The organism is Herbaspirillum sp. CF444 (assembly GCF_000282135.1).
Taxonomy (GTDB): Bacteria; Pseudomonadota; Gammaproteobacteria; order Burkholderiales; family Burkholderiaceae_D; genus Herbaspirillum.
Genome location: NZ_AKJW01000088.1, coordinates 82,651 through 102,827, shown reverse-complemented (window position 1 = coordinate 102,827; position 20,177 = coordinate 82,651). Strand labels below are relative to the sequence as shown.

Here is a 20,177-nt window from a genome sequence, read left to right as displayed (position 1 = left end):
TTAAGTCGACGAAAGTTATCTAGCAGCGCTTGGAGCGTATTGATAAGAAATTCAGGAAGCGGAAGTGAGCCTCCGCCAACATTGAGGGCAGCATCTTCTCAAGATTGCGGCTCCCTTGCGGAAGAATCATCCCATACTCTGCTAGCAGACCCCAGAGTTGATTCGCTTGTGCGGTGCGCACCTTAACCGCTCCCTCGCTCGATGCAACGAAAGTATGGCCTGCTGTTCGATTAACTTCACCGCAACGAATCTCATATTGGGTCGCGCTACCGCTTCACAAATAGCTTCGGCATCACGCACATCGCTCTTGTTGCTCTTGACATAGGGCTTGACGAATTCAGCGGGAATCAGCCAAACCTTATGCCCAAAGGCAGCCAATTTACGTGCCCAGTAATATGCGCCACCACAAGCTTCCATACCAATCAATGCCGGCAGCAAATTAGCGAAAAATACCGTCATCTCAACCCGTCTCAGTGTTTTCGCAACACAAGATGGCCATGCCGATCCACACCGTGCGCCTGAAAAACATTCTTCGCCAGATCAATGCCTATCGTTTGCGCTTCCATGGTGGACTACTCCTCTACGCAGTTGAGAAACCTCAACTTTAAACCCCGCACCGTCGAGAGAGGGCGTCCATACCATTACTCCAAGTTAAATATCTGGCCCATGTGTTCGATAAGGCAATACAGAAATCGCAGTGGCTGAGTCCGGATAGGGCTAAAACAAGATCTCTTTCTAGTCCCGAATTTAAGAGCTGGCTTATGGAAATAGGTAGACTGAATAGGAAAGTTCAGAGTCAAATGAATTCCGACAGCTCTCTGGACCATTTTGGGATGGGTGAAATGACGCCACTCTCGGCGCAAGTTCTGCTTAATGTTGTCGATCGGCGCGTACACTCGGGTTCGCTCATGATCTTTCTTGCCCCCCCCCACACACAACTCAGAGAGAAAGCCAATGATGCCTGCCGGATTACGTTTTATTTCAAGTTGGCCGTCGATTGAAAGCGTATTGTCTTGCCATCTGGAAGAATTGCCACAACGCTCAATGCGGTGATTTCAAGACCGCCCGACCACATCGGCAGCTTGCCGAAATTGGCAAGGATGCGGGTGCCATCTGCAAACCGGGTTTCCTGCAAACGACCATCCGTGTCGAGCCAACGGAAACCTGTCAGTTTCTGATCGAAAAGCCGCTCGTGCAGTGGACGGAAAAAGGCATCGATGGATTGCAGATAGGCGATGCGACGATCCGCAGTACCCAGACTTATATTGAGCAATGGCGGTACATTGTAAAGTTGCTGCAACAGCTCGGTCGTCACACGGGTCTCCTTGAATTTGAGGCTGTCCACTGTCCAGTGGTACGTGGTGACGATGCTGTCGTGAAACGCCGCCTGAAACAGCGGCAAGCGCGTGGTGGGATCGAAATATAGCGTCTGATACTGCGGCTTGATCGAGCTTGTCTTAAAGAAAAACGCTGGCTCGTCTTGCGGAAACCACGCCCCCAAATAGTAGGGCGATTGCCGGTCTTTGCGCATATCAGCATCACGCCAGCCGAATCCGGAGGTCTGCATGCCATGTGCAAAAGCGATGCTGGAATTGACCACGGCGCTTCCTGTTTCCGAGCCTACGACAAGACCTTGCGATTGGGCGATCCACTCCATGCCGGCAATACGGTTTCGAGCATCCAGCACCTGCGAAGTTGGCTTGGCCGGATCGTAATCGTCGAACACCATGCCGGTGCCGTCCACATCCAGAAACCAGCTGTTGTAATGACTAAGGGCTTGCAGCATAGAGATGCGCCGCTCCAGTAGCGGCCGCACGCAGGCCGGATTGGTGTAGACGCCCTTGCCCTGGAAACCTGGTTTACGCTTGCCGTTTTCCAGCATGATGCCGCAGCGTAGATATGCGTCCGCCCCCAATTGGGCCGATAGCCAGATTGGATCGCCATTGCTGGCCGGCAGCGCAGTATCGTAGGAATCGTACGGTCCGATCAGGTAACCGGCTTGCCGCGCGGCGACGACGCCTTCCGGACTGACAAAAGCGGCTGTCCATTGCGGCAAGCCCAGCCATAGCCTGTCCAATCCCGCCTTTCTCAACCGTTCGATCATTTTTGGCGAACTGCCGTCGCCCCAGCTCGCCGGCGGATTCAGCGCGCTCCCCAGCGTATCGAGGATAATCTTCTTGCGCTGTTCGAACCGGGCCGCTTCCTCTCCGGGTGCCAGGTGGATCAGCGCCTCGTTGACGCCGTTGATCAGCACCCTCTGCAAGTAGACATTGCTGCCCAGATCGGCGACGCGCACAGCCTTTGCGGCTTCGCCCTTCAACCAATCGGCGGGGATGGCACGTTGCAGCGCGCGCCAATCTTTCACATCCTGCTGCACGATGAGCCGCTCGCCCCACAAATACACATGGCTGGCGCCAATCAGACGAACACCATCCTCCACCGCCGCCAGCTTGGATTTGAGAGAAACAAATTCGCCCCGCGCTTGCAACCACTGTCGATATTGTTTGGCGGGCGCAAGCCAATCGGCGTCATTGAGCGCGATCCGTACCTCGTACGGTCGGCTCAGATCGAGACGGGTGAACTGATGCGTCGCCGTCATGCCGATGCCCTTGGCGTCAGGGAAAAAATCCAGTGTGTTATTGAAGGGATTGGCAAACAGTAGGGAAATCACATAGCCGCCGTAATCAAAACCGACCACCGGCAAACTCAGATCTTCGGTCGTATTGATCCCGCTGTATTCTTTTGTCAGCGCCTGCCGCCATTCTGGATGTTGCGCCGGAACGGCATAGCCCTCATGAATGGGCAGCAAGAGCGTTTGAGCGCCCGAAGGCAACGTCGGCCACTGCAACTGACCGGGCGCGCTGCGGCTAAATCGCAATACCAACGTGCCATCGTTCAACTGCGCACTGACCTTGGTGTCTCCATTCCATTGCCACTGCCCGCTTGTATCTGAATCAGCTTGTTCAAGCCATGCAACGCTGCGAGCTTGGCCCGCCGCTGACAGCGGCAATATTTTTCCTGAAGGCAGCCTGGCATCGACGGCAAGTGTTTGCGGATCGATATCGATCCGCCAAATCTCATTACTGAGGGTAAGCGCCTGAACCAGCGGTGTGATGAAAAGAAAAAATAAAGGAAGAAATCTCATGTACCTGTTACCTGCTCATTCCATAAGTGGGTCACCCATTAGCCGTCCCCTGTAAAGGGTTCGAACGTACGTCTCATAAATCTTTTCGTGCTATTCCAGTTTCACTCAATCATCGTCGATAGTCCGCCGATTGATTTCGTGCCCTCTGCTTCAATGTATGGCTGCGTGAATCCAGCAGTCCCCCATACTCACCCGGTTTCAAGAAGGATCACGGTTGCCAGGATCGGTCCGATACCGGATACGGTTTTAAGGAGGCGATGTTCAGGATTGCGACGGCAGTGTTTCGATAATGCGGTTTCGATGACATCGATTTGCACTTGCAGCGCCTACATTATCGCCAGATTGGCTTTCAGTCTCATCAATTCAGGCAAGCCAAGTGACATGGCATCAATCAACTGCTTGACGTCGTTACTGGAGAGTTGACCGCCGGTTTGTTGTGCCATACAGGTTTCGATTGAGACGATCTATGCACCAGTTGCATACGTTTGCGCGCCAAGTCGTGGACAGCTCGCGTGGCCCGCGGCATGATATGGCCTCCTAGTAGCAATCCCAGTCGTAAAATGTGTGCTAGATGGCGAACATCAGATTCATCACCGCGATGCTTGAGGCCGTCGTATTGTTTGATGGCCGTGGTGTTGGTCAAATTTCAGCCCCGCATGTCGGGGCTTTTTAATGAGCAAGATTTGCTGCTGATATTGAGGGTCGACCGGGATTCCAAGCATCAACCCGATTGACCGGATGATCTGCGATATGTTTCGAGCCGCCTCTATCTTAATTCTGAAATGCGGCCCTACGCAGCATTTTAGGCTAAAGGTACTTTTAGCCTGGTTTTTTCACTGGGTAGGTACATGTGTGGGTATATGCTTTGAATAGTGTATCCATTTGTGCAGCAGTGAACCCAAGTGTCTGCGCAGCAATCAGGACAGCCTGGGCTGCCTGCGCCTGATTTGTTTCATGGCCTGTCATGGCCAGACCAACCAGCATGGCTTTGTCCATCAGCTTTCCCCCTAAAGATGTTCGGGCTGCCATGTTGCATGAACTCCAGTATTGCCCGGCATTATGTGGAGAATTTGAAATATCCTTCGGATACTGATGCCCAATGTACCAGTCAAATACTCGAATATTGTCAGGATTTGTTGCCCCGGCCCAAGGCTGAAGCTTGTTATACCCCGAATAACCCATATCCCGGATATAGCCTCCGGCAAAATAATCACCCACTCCCTCGCTCAAACCTTCCTCATTAGAGAGATGATGATTTGTGGCCCAGTCATGCAATCCGTGCCCCAGCTCATGGACAATCACTGCTGCGTCTTCCGCCATATCCGGCATGGCTGTATAAGCCCCTGCGGGAACGCCCGGATCATCAATGTTGCTCCCTCCGTGATTATTTGATCCGCCACCATATTCGATAATCCCTGAGGCTAACAGATACCGGGAACGTGGCTCAATCCAGTCTTCCCCGGGGGGAAGGCCTGAATAATCGTTACCATCCTCCCGCCAGCCGTGCGGGTCATACTTCACTCCACCGGTGTATTGGAGAGGATAAAGTGGAAGCTGTAGTTCCGTATTTACATAATTCATCACACGGTCAATATGGTAATAAGCGTTAATAGCGGCAAAATAGCGACTATCCCGGGTGTAATCAAACAATGTATTAGTTTGTACAGGGCAGCTGTTATAGTCCGCAATGTGCTGATAACTTTGCGTGATGCAGTGTGCTCGCGGCCCCACAAGCTGCCATTTGCCGTCCCCATTTTGAGTTATATCCGACAAATCAACCAGTACACGTGCGGCTTTTAATTGCGGCGTGTCTTTTCCGTGATCATTGATATATCCGGGGTCTCCATATTTTGCGTGTGCTGAAGTCAATGGGTCCGGTTTGTACACATACCCTTGGCTGCTACCGAATTCCAGAGAAATTTTCCTAGCATCCAAAATGGTGCCGTCCGCTTGGTTTACTACAACATTCCATTCATCCCCGCCTTTATCTGTTGCGACAATATTCCACGCACTGTGTGGCTGTTTATGCTCATCAACGTACACGTTTCTTTGAATCTGTGTATGAGTCAGCGGCCTGCCAAGCCAAGTCTGAGCTGCCTGGACAGCCTCGGTTTTGCTGATTTCCGCACGGAACGTGGTAACCAAGTTATCTTCAGTCAGTGGCACCACCGTACTGGCAACGTAAATAATTTTCCCGTCAGGCATCAGGGAAACAGCAATATCTGATGCGAAAACAGGTACACCTTGTATGTTTTGTCTGAACCGTACAATGGCGATATCTGCCATTTTCCTGATGGAAGAAACCGACAACTGTTTGACCTGGCTATCAGATATTCCAAGTAATTTTGCATGCTGCCGGATATAGCTCAGTGCCATCTTCCCGGGATCATCGGTCGAAGCTTTCCAGTCCAGATTAAATAGCTGTGCCGCCCGACCATCTTGATGAAACCAGCCATTCTCTTTCTGGACAAGCGGAAACTCCGTTGTGGGTTCTCGTGTCGCGGCCATGCTTGTGCTAAGTGGAATAATACAGCCACCCGCCAGATAATTCTTTAGGTTTTTCCTAAACATTTAATGTGGCTCCCTGTTTAAATGCTGCCAGTCCGTGCCAAATACAATTCGATCGCTTTTCTTCTTAAAAAATATCGCTGTTCCTTTTCATTAAGCAATGCCCCCCTCGTCTGGGGTAGCCCATCTTGACGTGTCAACCAAAGCCCCATCGACAACACAATAAAAAAGGTGTGCATTTTCATCGTTGAAGGATTCCATGATCACTCTATGCGTGAAGTATTGAATCCACTATAGTTCTCGCACGCAAAAGATGAACAACTTTTTGCAACTGCCCATCAAAGAACAAATTTATGCAAATCAACGATCTCCGATAGAGACATCATGTATGTTCTATCGGGAAAATCCAGTTTATCCCCATGCGTCGGAATAGATCACAGGCCTGCCCGAACAACGTACGTTGTACTAAGAGGCAGTTGCGAAATTAGATTAATGATTTAAAAAAGTTCCCACTATAGAACGGCGAGTTTTTCATAACGATTTGAGACGGCGAAACGAATGCAACCAAGCGATGGAACATTCCACAACCAGCGTGTTACCGTTTGATTGAACGCTGGAATTCAGCACGAACGACTTCATTTTTTTCAAATTCTCCCGCATACGAATGAGTAACAACACTTTCATCTCCTCGCCTGTTCTCCCCCATCAACAAACAAAGTTGTTCAGCCTCGACGATGCATGCTGCTCCTCGAGCTTTTCCAAAATCCATGAGGCAAGTAACGATAGCCTTAGTCATCCATTCTTGGTATGTAAATCTGTGACTAATGGCATCAACCATTCGAGTGATTCGCCCGAAACCATGCAATCGACCATTAGGTAAATAAGCGACATGTGCCACTCCACGAAAAGGGAGTAAATGATGCGGACAGATTCCATGTATAGCGATATTTCGCACAATGACCACGTCACGGCAATCATCATCAAAACCCGCTCCTAATGCATCAAATGGATCCACATTGTATCCATCCAGCAAGCGGTTCTTCCATAGCTCGGTTACGCGGCGAGCTGTATTTTTCATGTGAGAGTCATCAGTCTCAATGCCACTTGCCTGAAGAAGATGGATAATGCTCAACTCGAAGGCTCCTGAATCAAAGCAGTGGGTTCGTTTGACTCCGGAGAATTTCTCGCTCTGACAACAAGTCAAAATTGAATCGCCATGAGATGACATTTCCACTCCTTTTAAGATTCCATATCGAAACAGATCTGAATGGGCAATAGTTCACAATATAGCTATCAGTAAAATCTGTTAATTAAGAATACAAGCCCCACAATGTACTAACATATGAGACTTGGACGAAATAGAGAGAGGAATCATCCTCTTGAGGCAACCGCACTTCTTCTTGAGTCGATGTATCAGATCCGACACCGAATCGCTTATGTTGCTCGACACCTTGCTGGTGACAGGCGCCACCATCGATGCCATGGAGAGGGACAGGGTGATATGCGCAAAAGATCGTCGACTACCAAGCCGACTACATGCGGACAATCAAGACAATATGGATATGGTGCAGTCGTCCTAGCAAATGTTCGAGGTAACATTGCGCCTTCCGGAGAAGACACCGGATCAATTGCCTGCTACAGCGAACACACCTAGATCGACAGGGGTCACGGTTACATTGAAACCAGGAGATGCGTGACCTGCGATTTCGCCAGCCCACATGCCACTAAGACGCAGTACGGCTGGCCGGGATTGCATTCGGCGGTCCTGATCGAAGCCACTCGTAAGAGCTAAGGACATATCCCCACCGAACAGCGCTACTACCTCAGCAACCTACGCCCAACGCCTCGCCCACGCCGTGATTTCGCACGGACGCATCAAGAACATCATGCATGGGGTATTGGATATCGCCGTCGTCGAAGACTTGTGCCGCGTCAGAGACACAGAACCTCGCTATTCTGCATCACATCACCTTGAATCTCTTGCGTGAGAGATACCAACACTAAAGCCGGCATCAAGATGCCGGCGACTCAAGACCGCTACCAGTGATGCTTATCGTACTCGCATCCTCAGGATATCTGCTCAGATTTGATTCGATTGCCCTGACGCATATATGCGATCAACCACAAACTCAGACAAGTCCTACATCTTTTTCCAAAGTTCATCACTACCTTTGATAATTTAAATATTAGGATTCAAATATGTATTGTTTTAGTGTGACATATCTTGCTGAAAATCTTATGGACGTCTTGCGCTTGGCAGAGAAAGAGGAAGTGCTGATAAGCCCCTACTATGGTGAACCATTTGTCATCGTCCGTAAATCGGAATGGTGTCGCCTAAAAAATAACATCGGCACAACGACAGACGGGCAAGCTCAAAAAAATTTAAGGGGACTACGATCCCTACGGCGCATCCTTCGAATAATGAAGAGCATGTAATAGGGCATTGTGCACTAATCATATCCTCGCCAAAGCGTTTCTCGCATTGAGATTCTATTGATATTCTTATTTATCTGGGCCTCGCTATTGCGATATGACTCCGAACAAAAAATCAACAGAGTTCATGATTTATGAATATTTGTGCTCCGGGATTTAATGGGGAGTAACTGTGCTCCATTAACGATATAACGAATTCCCGGATGTCATATCGAAGCTATTTCGCGAACTACCATTCAACTGTACATCGTTCATATGGTTCGAAACAGCTTGAATTATGCCTCCGAAAGCGATGTTCGAAAGTCCCCGACTGCCGAAGAAGCCGAAATCCGGCCCGATGAATTTGAACAAACATGAGATGGCGAGTATCTACGTCTATCGGGTAATCCTGGCGCAGAAACTGGCTCCGCCGGATATCTGCACGACCAATGCCATCAAATCAGTCAACATGAATCTGTGCAAACAGACAAAAATTCGTGGACCTCTTCCGAGCGACAAGGCACTAGTCAAATTCCTCTACCTAGTCTTGCACAACATCAGCAAAACGTGGCCGATGCCTAAACACCGAGTGTCCGCCCATCTTGTTGAGCTACATGACTAAATTCACTGGAATACGCAGTCCTGACGAAGCAAGTGAAGAGGCATAGTGAAGCGCGTCGGGTGCGACCTCAGGTCGCGAAGCCTCGACGCAGCGAATGGAATCTGTACAAGGTGGACGTTCGCAACATCTGCGGCCGCCAAAATCCTACGCAGCAGTGAGATGCTGCGGCCTGAGTTAATTACCCTGCCATTGATTCATCCTCATCGATCGACACCACTAATCATGAAGCCACTAAGCTCAGGTATTTTGTGGATCGTGCTTTTCAGGCTCCAGTTTCACGACGTTCTGTTCAAACGTCTTACTGCCAATCAAATATATCGATTTCTGAATACATAGACGAGAGGCGCTCAAGATCTCAGTCCAGCCCGAGAAGGAGAGCATTTCTAAGCATCGTCAAATTGCGAAAAAACGACCTTAATAAAATTTGCCGCTCTCCGCATTTTTAAGACCCTGCCTATAGATTCCTAATGCAAAAGAAATTGTAATGTCACTAGTCAATTTGATCTGCAGTGATGAAAACTAGGCGAGGACTCAATCCAGCCTCAGATCAAGGACATCCTTAATCGGCGGCCTTGCAATAGCGGTCAATTTGATCGCTGATACAACGCGAATAAATAAAACCTCTTTTAATAAATGGGATGTTGCTCGCAACATTAAAGACATAAGACGGAATTAATGAAAGCCAATCCATGTTATTCCCCACTAATGCGGCAAGTCAGGCTCGTCGGTATTTTTCTTGTGCTCTGGCTGGTTGCCTTCATTCCTGTTGCGTGGCCCGCATCTAGCAGCGTATTTCTTGAAGATTTAACTTGGACTGAAGTTCGAGATGCCTTGCAAGCAGGTAAGACAACCGTGATCATTCCGGTCGGCGGTACCGAACAAAGCGGTCCGCATATGGGGCTGGGGAAGCACAATGCTCGTGTCAAGGTGCTTGCAGACAAGATTGCCTCAGACTTGGGTAATACCTTAGTTGCTCCGGTTGTAGCTTATGCGCCTGAAGGCAGCATTTCCCCTCCAGTGGGGCACATGCGTTTTCCAGGCACGATTTCGGTGTCTCCCGACGCCTTTAAAGCCATTCTGGATGGTGCTGCGCGAAGCCTCAAGCAACATGGCTTCATCAATATTGTATTGATAGGCGATCACGGCGGATATCAGCATCTGCTCAAGGAAGTGGCAAGCCACCTGAATCGGGAGTGGGCAGCCACCCCTACTCGCGTGCACTTCATTGCCGATTATTATCAGGCTGCAAACATCAACTATGTACAAGTGCTGCGTGAACAAGGCTTGAGCGAAGAGAAAATCGGCCGTCATGCTGGAGCCGCCGATACATCTTTGATGATAGCCACTGATGCCTCGCTTGTCAGAACGGGCGAACTGTTGCGCGATCCGCGCAAAGAACCAAACAGTGGCATCGTCGGCGACCCGCGAGCAGCGACCCTCAGGTTGGGGAAAATCGGAGTCGATTTAATCGTGTCCCAAACTGTCATGGCAATTCGTGCAGCACAAAATCGGCAACGGTGATCAACCCATCTCTTTGCAAAATCCGTTTTGATCTAAAACCAAGGACCCATGCATGCGTATGAAGTTAGTAACAGCTATTTCTATCCTATTTGTTTTGTCTGCGTCAGCAGCATTGTTGGCGATGGAAAAAACCCCTATGACCGATCAGTATTTACCATTGCCATTGGACGGTATCGCAATGCCAAAAATGCTGGCCATCAGCAATGAGAGCAACCTATATCGCGGGACTGCGCCGAGCCATATGAGTCCGACTGTCGCCGACGCATTGGAGCGAATCTACGTACCCAATCACTCTGACAACACAGTGTCCGTGATTGACCCAGAAACGCTCAAGGTGATTGACACGTTTATGGTGGGTGCCAATCCTCAGCATGTGGTGCCGGCATGGGACCTGCGCACGTTATGGGTTGCCAATAATGCAGAAGGTCGAAAGGACGGTAGCTTGACACCCATTGACCCGATAACGAGCAAACCTGGAAAAGCGATTATGGTCGATGACCCCTACAATCTCTACTGGTCTCCGGACGGACGATCTGCGATCGTAGTAGCGGAAGCGCACAAGCGCTTGGACTTTCGTGACCCTCATACAATGAAGTTGCAATATTCAATTGCAACTCCACAATGCGGTGGCATCAATCACGCAGATTTTTCCATTGACGGCCGGTATGTGCTTTTTACTTGCGAATTCGATGGGTCGATCACCAAAATTGACATGGATAGCCGAGCAGTTGTGGGGACGCTTAAGCTCTGCAAATATTTTGACCGTCTGGCGGCAGTGGAATCTTTTGAGCAACCAAGTAAGAAGCCCAAAAAGATCCCCGATTCGAAAGTCGTGGCTTCTGAAATCTGTACTGGCACAGGTATGCCACAAGACGTGCGTGTGTCACCTGACGGAAAGACTTTTTTTGTCGCAGACATGATGGCGGATGGCGTACACGTGGTTGATGGCGAATCGCTCAAGCAAATAGACTTCATTTCGACAGGGGTCGGTGCCCACGGCCTTTATCCAAGCCGCGATGGTGACCGCCTATATGTTGCCAATCGTGGCTCTCACGATATCCATGGGAAGCAAGGTGGCAAAGGTAGCGTTTCCGTGATTGATTATGAGACTCGTACTCTCATAAAGACTTGGCCAATTCCCGGTGGAGGCAGTCCCGATATGGGAGGGGTAAGCGCTGATGGAAAATTCTTGTGGTTGTCAGGGCGATTCGATGACGTTGTATATCGTTTCGACACGACGTCCGGAGACGTCAAGAAGATTAAAGTGGGACGTGAGCCGCATGGATTAGCGGTTTGGCCTCAACCAGGGACGTACTCGCTTGGGCATACTGGGAATATGCGATAACAATGCACAATCGCTTCACGAGGAATCGCTGTGTATTGATTTGCTCGTAGAACTCCCTCTCCAATTGATCCACCTTCCCAGCGCCTAGCGAAGGCTGCACCTCGATCGCCCCCTTGCTCGCAGCTCCAAATGGAGCTGCGAGCAAGGTACGACGTTGCTTACGTGTTTCAATGGCTTCAGCACGAATGTACCGTCTGACGGTGTTTCGTGAGATGCCCAAACGTCTGGCGATCCTCCTCAATGGGACCTACTCGAGAAGGTGTCAGCGTCGAATTATTCTTAGTAGCGCCACGTCGATCACTTCAATCTCCTGCTTATGCTCCTCATAAGCAGAATTATGTTCTAAACGTGGGCCACCAATTAGTCGTCAGTGTATGGTTGCGTGAATCGCACCAGTCACCCATATGGATCAAGGGAAGCATTACTATTCTCTGCACCCTGGCAGCGAAGCTGCCCAGACAATCATTTTTTCTCGAAAACAGCTTCAGCCTTGATGTCCTGCTCCATCCGCACCACTAGCCGAAAAAAATAATCATATACATCTGTGCTCCCTAGATAATGATGCCCCTCGTAGCCTTTTATCAAACTCGGATTGCCGTTGATTTGCCAGCCGGAAAAAGTGTATTTCTCCAGAATCGAGGCTCCAGCATTACAGTCGATATGGATCTCCGTCCCAAAAGGATAGCTTGGCCCGGAAATATTGTTTTTCGGGTCCCTGTCTATGACATTGACTGACATCGCCACTTTATCCTGAAGGCCATCAGCAACAACAGCAATGCTGAGGCGGGGGCGCGTCGCGCTTTCAGTGAAATGCGCAACCACCCGATGGTCACTGTACATATGAAAGGATAGCGGTTGCGTCGAACCGGCGGGATGTCCATCCAGTTCCCACTGATCGAACGTATAGCCGGCGCGTGGGAGGGCCCGAACCGTTTGCACCGAGCCCTGAGGATAGGGACCCCACGTTGACGGTAGGACGGTGCCGCCCAAAGGGGGCTCGACATCCATTGAAAGAGCATAAGAATCGGCTTGCGCTCTGTCGCGATTACGATACTGGGCAACCGTCTGGGTACTCTCCCTAAAAAAGGCTGCAGCATCAGCGGCATTGGGTTTCCCGACCGGAATGCCCACCGGTTCGCGCTTGCCGGTCTTCGGGTTAAGCCAAGTCTGATCCGAATCGGAATAATACGGAATCCAGACTTCCTCTTCACGAGGGTAACCCATGATGGTCATGAAGGACCTGTCTTCCGCCTGATAGCCGCAGACATAATCGAACATGGGAAGGTCATCATAATGCATCCCTGTTTGCATCAGCGTTTCGAGGTCATGGGAGCCCCCCAAAAGGTGGCCAAGCTCATGGGCGAATACCTGTCCAATTTCTAGGCTACCGGCTTTCTGAGGGCAGAAACACAGCGTACATTGTTCAAGGTCATCCGCTTTATCGACACGAGGCGGTAAGGGAATGCTTCCCGCTTCGCCGATGACACTATTATCCGTCCAGTCCGCAGCCAGCAACAGTACGATATCGGATTGACTGCTGTCACGATGCTGCCGAACGATGTCCCACAACGATCCTTTGCCCCGATTATCATAGGGAGGGAAGCCGGGCCTAGCCGCCAAAGTTTCTGCAAGGAGTTCACTCACCTTGTTGGTTTTGGGCTCCGGCAACTCCAAGAGCGTATCGTACATTTCTATACGGGCATTGATGCCACTGTTTTGCATGATCCTGTTGGTTAAATTCTGCCAGTCACCAATAGTCGCCTTCAGGGCTGCCATGTCGTTGCCAAGTACTTTAAGTGTACTGGGGGGATAGGCAGGCATTATCCGGATAATGGCTGTCATTGCATCTATATCAGATGACGCTACGCTGGACTGCCGGTGAGCTGCCGGGTGTCCGCCATCAAGCTGTACGATGGGGCGCACATTAGCAAACATTTCCCTGCGTGGGTTCGTCATAATCGACAGGTATGCATATCCCTCGCCACCCGGCTGAATCAACATCCGTGTCCCATCGGCCAGAAAAAGACGTCCGGACACTTGCCAATGTTCGGGCCGACGAGCGTCCGACACTATCGAAAGGTGTGCTTCGACCCCGGGAAACAAAGGAGAAATTCCTCGCCATAGCAAACCATCAGAGCCATAGGGCTCGATACACGTAGTCTCCAACTCGATACGCTGGGCATCCAGTGTTTCGATCAAGAGTGTTGTTGTGGTTTGCGAAATGAGCCCCTGAAACAAGGTCTCAAGGGTGGCAGAGGCCAATTTGGCACTTCCCGCAGGAGAACCGACGCTAGATCCGAAGACAGCGGGATCGCGATCGGCTTCAACGAGAGGCAAATTGGATTGAACGGAGGAAAAGAGGGAAAGTGTTGGAATCTGTTGCATGAAGTTCTCCAAGCGTCAGCGCCAAGACGATCTGCTGATGGTGCGAGAAGAGTTTGGCGCAGTTCTCTCGCATCGCGTCAAGGCAGCTCGCTACAAGCCAGACACAGGGCACCTCGACGAATGTTTGTGACGCTGCACGACGAACCATGCATGTTGCCGTGAAACATTTCTCCAAACACGTCCTCGCTTCATGTCCCGAGAGTTCGCATAGGGTCGTCACCGACCACTACGCAGCTATCCGACGGTAATGGCCTAAACTTGACAAAGCGTCAGCAGAACAGCATCAACGGTAACAACAGATAGGGTGTATTTCATTGATAATGACTCACCAACTTAGTGGCATATTGCAACTAATAACAATGACTGTCAAGTATGTGTAGCTGCACACTGCTCAAGCACCAGACTTGGCTCCATTATCCTTGCGACGATAAATTGATAGATAAAGCCAATGAGCTGAAAACCTGAGTGATTCACTAAAAAGACCCGATTCAGCAGATGTTGAATCGGGTCTTTTTAGTGAACCAGTTGTTCGAATGATGGTCTATGCTCGCGCAAGATAGAGCATCGCCGTTTTCCTGAGTAATTTGCACCATAACTTTACTGCTCGCGCTTGCCGAGGGATGACCGCTAGATGATTATCAGTTCTTGATGCACGTATGGACCCGATACTTTTTGCAAGTTCTTTTTTCAACTTGTGACAGTGTGCGTGTATGTATCTGGCTTGCTCATGGGCTAATGTCAAATACGTGCCCACAGCCTTGATGAGATCCGCGCACCCATTCCTTAGCAAATCATCGGCTTGTCCCTGAAGCCAGTCCGCATCGAAAGCAAGTTTGTGGGTATCGGTCTTACCAGTTTCGTCATCACTCCAAGAAACTTCGCAAAACGAGAGATCGGCCTATTGAAAACTGAAGGCGTCTATACAATGATCACGCTCCGTTCGCCGAGTAAGCCTCTGACCTGGTTGATCAAAGCTGTACGTTGATGCCCCGCAATTCACGTACGCGATGAACGGCACTCATGTCTGTTGTTCAACCGTCAACTGGCACAAAGCGCATGGCCGGTCGGCTAACGGCTTCAACGATAGCTGCAGCATCGTTGGCATCATTCTTGTTGGTCTTGACGAAGGGACTGACATATTGCGGGCTGACCAACCTGATTGCAATACCTAGTTCCTTGAAACGCCGGCCCCAGCAATGGGCTGAACTGCGCACTTCCATGGCTACAATTCGAGGCGCCAGCTTGCGTACGGTAGCCAGCAGCTCTGCGCGCATCACTTTAGCGCCATACTTTGCGGGGCCGCCGCGATCCGCTCCGTGTAACTGCAACACGCGCTTAGCCAGATCAATTCCAAGAATGTCGATATCCATGACAGACCTCCACATCTAAATTGGATGAAACGCTAGTTTGATCCTATTGGTGGTGTCGGGGCCATCTCAGTAGATCTTCAGACACTTTCCCAACGGATACTCGATGGAGCGAAGCGAATAGATTAGACGCAGTGCTCTGAAGTAAATTTTTATACGTATGTGAAATAATCCCCCCAACGTAAGCCGAAAAACCACTTTTTGGCTTTACGTATGAAGATTTACTGCCACATTTCCCATTTATTCAGACGGGCGCGTCGACGTCAATCCTGTCGGCGGCCCGTCGATGGCAGTCCAACCGCCATCCACCAGCATTGAGCTGCCGGAAATATAGCTGGCAGCATCCGACGCCAGAAACGCTGCAGCGGCACCAACTTCGGAAGGCTGGCCCCAGCGGTTCAGTACGGTATGTCCGGCATAGGTCTTGAAAATGTCGGCGCGCTCTTTCAGCGGCGCGGTCAGCTTGGTCTCGATGATGCTGGGCGTGATCGCATTCACACGCACGCCGTAAGGTCCCATCTCGGCTGCGAAGGCTTTCACCAATTGCGCAATGCCGGCCTTAGATGCGGCGTAGACACCAAGTCCAGGTTCGATGGTGACGGCACGCATTGATGAGCAGGCAATGATGCTGCCGTATCCCTGCTTCATCATCGGCCGACCGAAACTACGGAAAAAATTGAACGCACCCTTCATGTTGAGATTCATCACGCGATCGTATTCCTCTTCGGTGTAGTCGACGATCAGCTTACGAATATTCAATGCCGGCGTACTGACAGCGATGTCGATCTTGCCGAGCTGTTGCAGCGCATGCTGCGCCAACGCTTCGATATCCGTGCCGCTGGCAGCGTCAACCCTGAATGGACTTGCCGGTGCCAAGCCCAGGGCCGAGATTTCCTGCGCCGTAACTTCGGCGCCGGCCAGATCGGCATCCACGCAAATGACTTGCGCGCCGAGGCTGCCGATGGCTTCGGCCGATGCCTTGCCAATCCCGGAAGCGGCGCCAATCACCACGGCGGTCTTACCGCTCAGGTCAAATAGTTTTCGATAGTCCTGCATTGCTTGCTCCAATCCGATGAGGCCGCCGCACGCTTGTGCAGCGACGGTCTCTGTTTAAAAACAACTGCGCCAAAATCCAACTTTCATTACAACACTGCGCTTACAACATCCACGACAGCATGGGCGTCGATTGCAAATACACCAGCACCGACATGAGCAGCAGAAACAACAGACTCCACCCCACAACTTTACGAAAAATCAATCCTTCCTGCCCAATGATGCCGACCGCCGCAGCTCCCACTGCCAGACTTTGCGGCGAAATCATTTTTCCCAGCACGCCACCAGAGGCATTGGCCGCCGCCAGCAAGGTCGGCGACAATCCGGTCTCATGCGCCGCCGCCACCTGCAAGGCACCGAACAGCGCATTAGCGGAATTATCCGAGCCTGTTACCGCCACGCCGATCCAGCCGATCACCGGCGACAGGAAGGCAAATGCCGATCCGGTGCCAGCCAGCCACCGTCCAGCGTTGCCGTCTGGCCGGAATAATTCATGATGAACGCCAACGCCATCACGCACAACACGGTCGGTACTGCCCAACGCAACTGTACCAACGTCTTGCCATAAGTCTCCAGCGCTGCACCGGCTGACATCTTCAGCGTCATCGCACTGATCACTCCGGCCAGCAGCAGCAGAGACCCGGCTGCCGACAAAGTATTGAGCGTGAACATAGTACCGATGGCCTTGCCGTCCTGCGCCGTAATCGACAGCCCTGGCCATGCGAACTTGAAGGTACCCGTACTCAGCCATGTTTGCACCAAGCCGAACTGCGCCACCGTAAAGATCGCGATGATCAGCAGATACGGTGCGTAAGCCAGCATAAGCTGTCTGCGTGAATGGCTGATCGCCACATGTTCCGACTTTTTGGTGACATCGTTCTGAAATGCATCTGCTGGTAATTTTTCCGGCTGCCAGAATTTTAACAACACCACTATCGCGGCTGCGGAGGCCAATGCGCCGACCACGTCGGCCAGCACCACCGAAAAATGGCTAGCGCTGATCCACTGCGCCGCACCGAATGCAACACCCGCCACTATCGCTGCCACCCAGGTCTGACGCAAGCCGCGCTTGCCGTCCATGATCCAGACCAGCACCAAGGGCACCAGTGCGGCAACCACCGGCGTCTGGCGCCCTACATGATGACCGAGATCCTCAAACGGTAATCCGGTTACCTGCGCCAGCGTCGTGATCGGCACCGCCAGCGCCCCAAACGCGACCGGCGCGGTATCGGCCACCAGTGCAATCACCGCCGCCTTCAGAGGATGCAGACCAATTGCTATCAACATTGCACCGGCAATCGCTACCGGCGTTCCAGCGCCGGCCAACGCTTCGATCAGCGCGCCGAAACTGAATGCGATCAAGATGGCTTGAATACGCGGATCGTCACTGATCAGTGCGAAGCTGTCGCGCAGCACGGCAAAGTGACCAGAGCGTACCGTCAGGTTGTACAGCCAGATGGCGTTGACGATGATCCACAATACGGTCAGTACGCTGAACACCGCGCCGTAGACGCCGACATTGGCGACAGTCGCCCATGGCATGTCATAGACAAATCCCGCCACCACCGCACAGATCAGCAAGGAAATGACAGCTGAGATGTGCGGCGAAATTTTCAACCAGCCGAGCATCACGAACATCGATAATAACGGCAGCATTGCGCAGAGCGCAGACACGAACAGCGATCCGTTCACCGGATCGTAAATTTGTTGAAACATGGTTCTCCTCCAATTTGGATATTTATTTTTTTTGCGTCGAAGCGCGGGCGTGTCAATGGCTGTGCTGGTCCTTGATAGATAGGAAAATGACGAAGTGCCTCATACCGGTCGACATCGCATGCGAGCAATAGCGCGTGCCGTTATTTCAGTGGCGCAAACTTGGCCGGCGTCATCAGCTGGTTTTCCTGCGACACCAGATAGGCGGCATTCGCGCTCTTCTCCAGATAGACGGCCCAGGCTGGATCTGCCTGCAGGTTGTTGCGGCGTTCACTGCGGTCGGCAGCATCCTGGTACACCCAGATATGCGTATAGCAATTGAGCTTGCCGGACTCGGCAACCAAATATGCCAGCGGCTCACCCAGGTGCTTGCGCTGGATATCGAAGCCATATTCTTCGTACAACGCCAGATGTTTCTTCAAAGTGCCTGGGCGTGCGGTATAGGTACGTACGTCGAGTAACATAAATTTCCTTTCGAATGATGCGATGAGTTGATGTGAGCAGAGCCGGACAGCGCATAGCGCATGACTGCCGCAAGGTCCGGCGCACCCCCTCGGTTGTGTCTCGGCCTATCCCGCTGCCTAGTGCATCTTCATTCCTCCGTCCACGCACGAAAAACGGAGCGACCGGCACTGCGGAACACCTAGGCCGATTCATGCGGGATACGGGATGCATCCCATGGCAGTCGTGGCGCCGGCCATCGGCAAGTAGCCGGATGCGCAGCCTGAATCAGCATGAAACAGATGCTAACCAGCCCGCGCAAACGCACGGTAGGACTAAATTTCTTTTCTATTGGATTTTTCTACCGAAACCGAGATGTGCATGTAACACCTGCAGCGACTGCACTTTTCTTTTTGCGCCCGCTTGTATATGCTGTTCCCATGACTGCCGGCAGGTGTGGCGACCATCTCTCCCAAGAATGGAAGCGTCAACCTGCCCTATGCACAACAAGCTGACCGACATCAATCAAAACAAAGCAGCGGAGACATTGCATTGCCAGACCGGAGACGCATTTTCTTTTTTCGCCCGGAATTCACACAGCTACGTCCCATCTTCGTTTTCTTATCGGAGAGATGTCTGTTCCGGCATCGAGCGAACCCTGAAGCGACACCATGAAAGATATCTACTTTCCTGACGACACACCGAATTTCGAAGTCTCCGACTTCAGCGGAGCCCATGCCGATTTTGTGTTTGACCTGGTAAAGCTGGAGGGCCGCAACGAACTGCCGCGCCCGTTCCTTCATCGTCACAGCTACTATCACATCCTGTGGATGAGCAATGCGCGCGGCAATCACGTACTGGATTTCGACAACTACGGCATTCTTCCACACTCAGTTTTCTTCATCTCACCGGGGCAGATTCATGGATGGAATTCGGAATTTGACGCCAGCGGCTATGCGATCAATTTCAGCCCGGAATTTTTTCTACAGATTTTTCCGCGTATCGAAGAGCTGGCGGATTTCCCATTCTTTCACATCGCCAATACCGACCCGGTGCTCTATCTCACGCCGACCGAACATGACGAGCTGTACCCGCTGCTCAAGGAAATCGAAAAGGAAAATGCAGGAGATCAGCGCTGGCGCTACGACGTTGTGCGTTCTTTCCTGCAGATTCTGCTGACCAAGCTGCGGCGCCTGCACAAGCCACATGGCGCCGGGGCAGTGTTGCCGCGCAGCTACAGCCTGACCAAGCGCTTCAAGTTTCTAATCGAACAGCATTATCTGGAATACGGCTCGGTGCAGGACTATGCCGCGCGCCTATTTGTCACCGACCGCAAGCTCAATGACGCCGTCAAGATCACCACCGGCCGCACCGCCACCCAGCTCATCCATGACCGCATCCTGATGGAAGCCAAGCGCCTGCTGGCACAGTCGGAACTGAGCATCGCCGAGATTTCCTATCGCCTCAACTTCGACGACTTCGCCTATTTCTGCCGTTTCTTCAAGAAAAACGTACAGATGACGCCGGGGGAATTCAAGAAGAAATTCTCCGCGCCGCTATCCTGAGCCGCGCCTCCCTCGCACACGCCATTTTCTCCAAGAAGTACAGCAAATCTGCGGATTAGTCCTATCGCTCGCGCAGAGCCTACTTGTATCCTCATTCTGT

Annotated in this window: 12 protein-coding genes and 3 pseudogenes; 5 read left to right on the top strand and 10 right to left on the bottom strand. The window is 51.5% G+C overall.

Annotated features, from left to right (window positions below):
• Nucleotides 1-108: 108 nt before the first annotated feature.
• The 4 genes and pseudogenes from PMI16_RS25070 to folE all read right to left on the bottom strand — a co-directional run.
• Nucleotides 109-566 (bottom strand): annotated as a pseudogene (locus PMI16_RS25070) (IS110 family transposase); the annotation flags it as partial.
• 410 nt (nt 567-976) lie between these two features.
• A complete protein-coding gene (locus PMI16_RS20775) occupies nt 977-3,145 on the bottom strand; it encodes a glycoside hydrolase (RefSeq protein ID WP_007883235.1) in 2,169 nt (722 codons plus the stop codon).
• An 819-nt stretch (nt 3,146-3,964) separates the two neighbouring features.
• On the bottom strand, nt 3,965-5,716 hold the full coding sequence (locus PMI16_RS20770) for a zinc metalloprotease (elastase) (RefSeq protein ID WP_007883234.1): 1,752 nt from the start codon (nt 5,714-5,716) through the stop codon (nt 3,965-3,967).
• Nucleotides 5,717-6,248: 532 nt separating this feature from the next.
• A complete protein-coding gene (gene folE / locus PMI16_RS25470) occupies nt 6,249-6,881 on the bottom strand; it encodes a GTP cyclohydrolase I FolE (protein ID WP_007883233.1) in 633 nt (210 codons plus the stop codon).
• Between the two features lie 1,415 nt (nt 6,882-8,296).
• Here folE and PMI16_RS25065 point away from each other — a divergent pair.
• From PMI16_RS25065 to PMI16_RS20740, 3 genes and pseudogenes are all read left to right on the top strand, one after another.
• A pseudogene (locus PMI16_RS25065) lies at nt 8,297-8,645 on the top strand (transposase); the annotation flags it as partial.
• Nucleotides 8,646-9,362: 717 nt separating this feature from the next.
• A complete protein-coding gene (locus tag PMI16_RS20745) occupies nt 9,363-10,208 on the top strand; it encodes a creatininase family protein (RefSeq protein WP_007883227.1) in 846 nt (281 codons plus the stop codon).
• A gap of 52 nt (nt 10,209-10,260) precedes the next feature.
• Complete coding sequence (locus tag PMI16_RS20740) at nt 10,261-11,553, top strand: YncE family protein (RefSeq protein ID WP_007883225.1); 1,293 nt, start codon at nt 10,261-10,263, stop codon at nt 11,551-11,553.
• Between the two features lie 462 nt (nt 11,554-12,015).
• Here PMI16_RS20740 and PMI16_RS20735 read toward each other — a convergent pair whose 3' ends face one another.
• Nucleotides 12,016-13,938: an InlB B-repeat-containing protein gene (locus PMI16_RS20735; RefSeq protein ID WP_034381550.1), complete on the bottom strand. Its 1,923-nt coding sequence runs from the start codon at nt 13,936-13,938 to the stop codon at nt 12,016-12,018.
• On the opposite strand from PMI16_RS20735, the gene PMI16_RS26705 reads away from it, so the two are divergent.
• Nucleotides 13,937-14,068, top strand: coding sequence for a hypothetical protein (locus PMI16_RS26705; protein WP_272942504.1), 132 nt, complete (start codon nt 13,937-13,939; stop codon nt 14,066-14,068). The genes PMI16_RS20735 and PMI16_RS26705 overlap by 2 nt on opposite strands.
• Before the next feature lie 695 nt (nt 14,069-14,763).
• On the opposite strand, the pseudogene PMI16_RS20730 reads toward PMI16_RS26705, so the two are convergent.
• From PMI16_RS20730 to PMI16_RS20715, 5 genes and pseudogenes are all read right to left on the bottom strand, one after another.
• Nucleotides 14,764-15,308 (bottom strand): annotated as a pseudogene (locus PMI16_RS20730) (IS110 family transposase); the annotation flags it as partial.
• Between the two features lie 237 nt (nt 15,309-15,545).
• Nucleotides 15,546-16,361 carry an SDR family NAD(P)-dependent oxidoreductase gene (locus tag PMI16_RS20725; RefSeq protein ID WP_007883218.1) on the bottom strand — a complete coding sequence of 272 codons (816 nt, stop codon included), beginning with the start codon at nt 16,359-16,361 and terminating at the stop codon, nt 15,546-15,548.
• A 100-nt stretch (nt 16,362-16,461) separates the two neighbouring features.
• Nucleotides 16,462-16,776, bottom strand: coding sequence for an L-lactate permease (locus PMI16_RS26700; protein ID WP_007883216.1), 315 nt, complete (start codon nt 16,774-16,776; stop codon nt 16,462-16,464).
• Nucleotides 16,773-18,074, bottom strand: a complete 1,302-nt coding sequence (locus tag PMI16_RS20720; protein WP_007883205.1) for an L-lactate permease — start codon at nt 18,072-18,074, stop codon at nt 16,773-16,775. Before PMI16_RS20720 ends, PMI16_RS26700 begins: the two co-directional genes overlap by 4 nt.
• 140 nt (nt 18,075-18,214) lie before the next feature.
• Complete coding sequence (locus tag PMI16_RS20715; protein ID WP_007883204.1) at nt 18,215-18,535, bottom strand: NIPSNAP family protein; 321 nt, start codon at nt 18,533-18,535, stop codon at nt 18,215-18,217.
• Nucleotides 18,536-19,183: 648 nt separating this feature from the next.
• Between PMI16_RS20715 and PMI16_RS20710 the strand changes: the two genes are divergently transcribed.
• Entirely contained in the window at nt 19,184-20,077 is an 894-nt protein-coding gene (locus tag PMI16_RS20710) for a helix-turn-helix domain-containing protein (protein ID WP_007883201.1), read from the top strand.
• Nucleotides 20,078-20,177 lie beyond the last annotated feature (100 nt).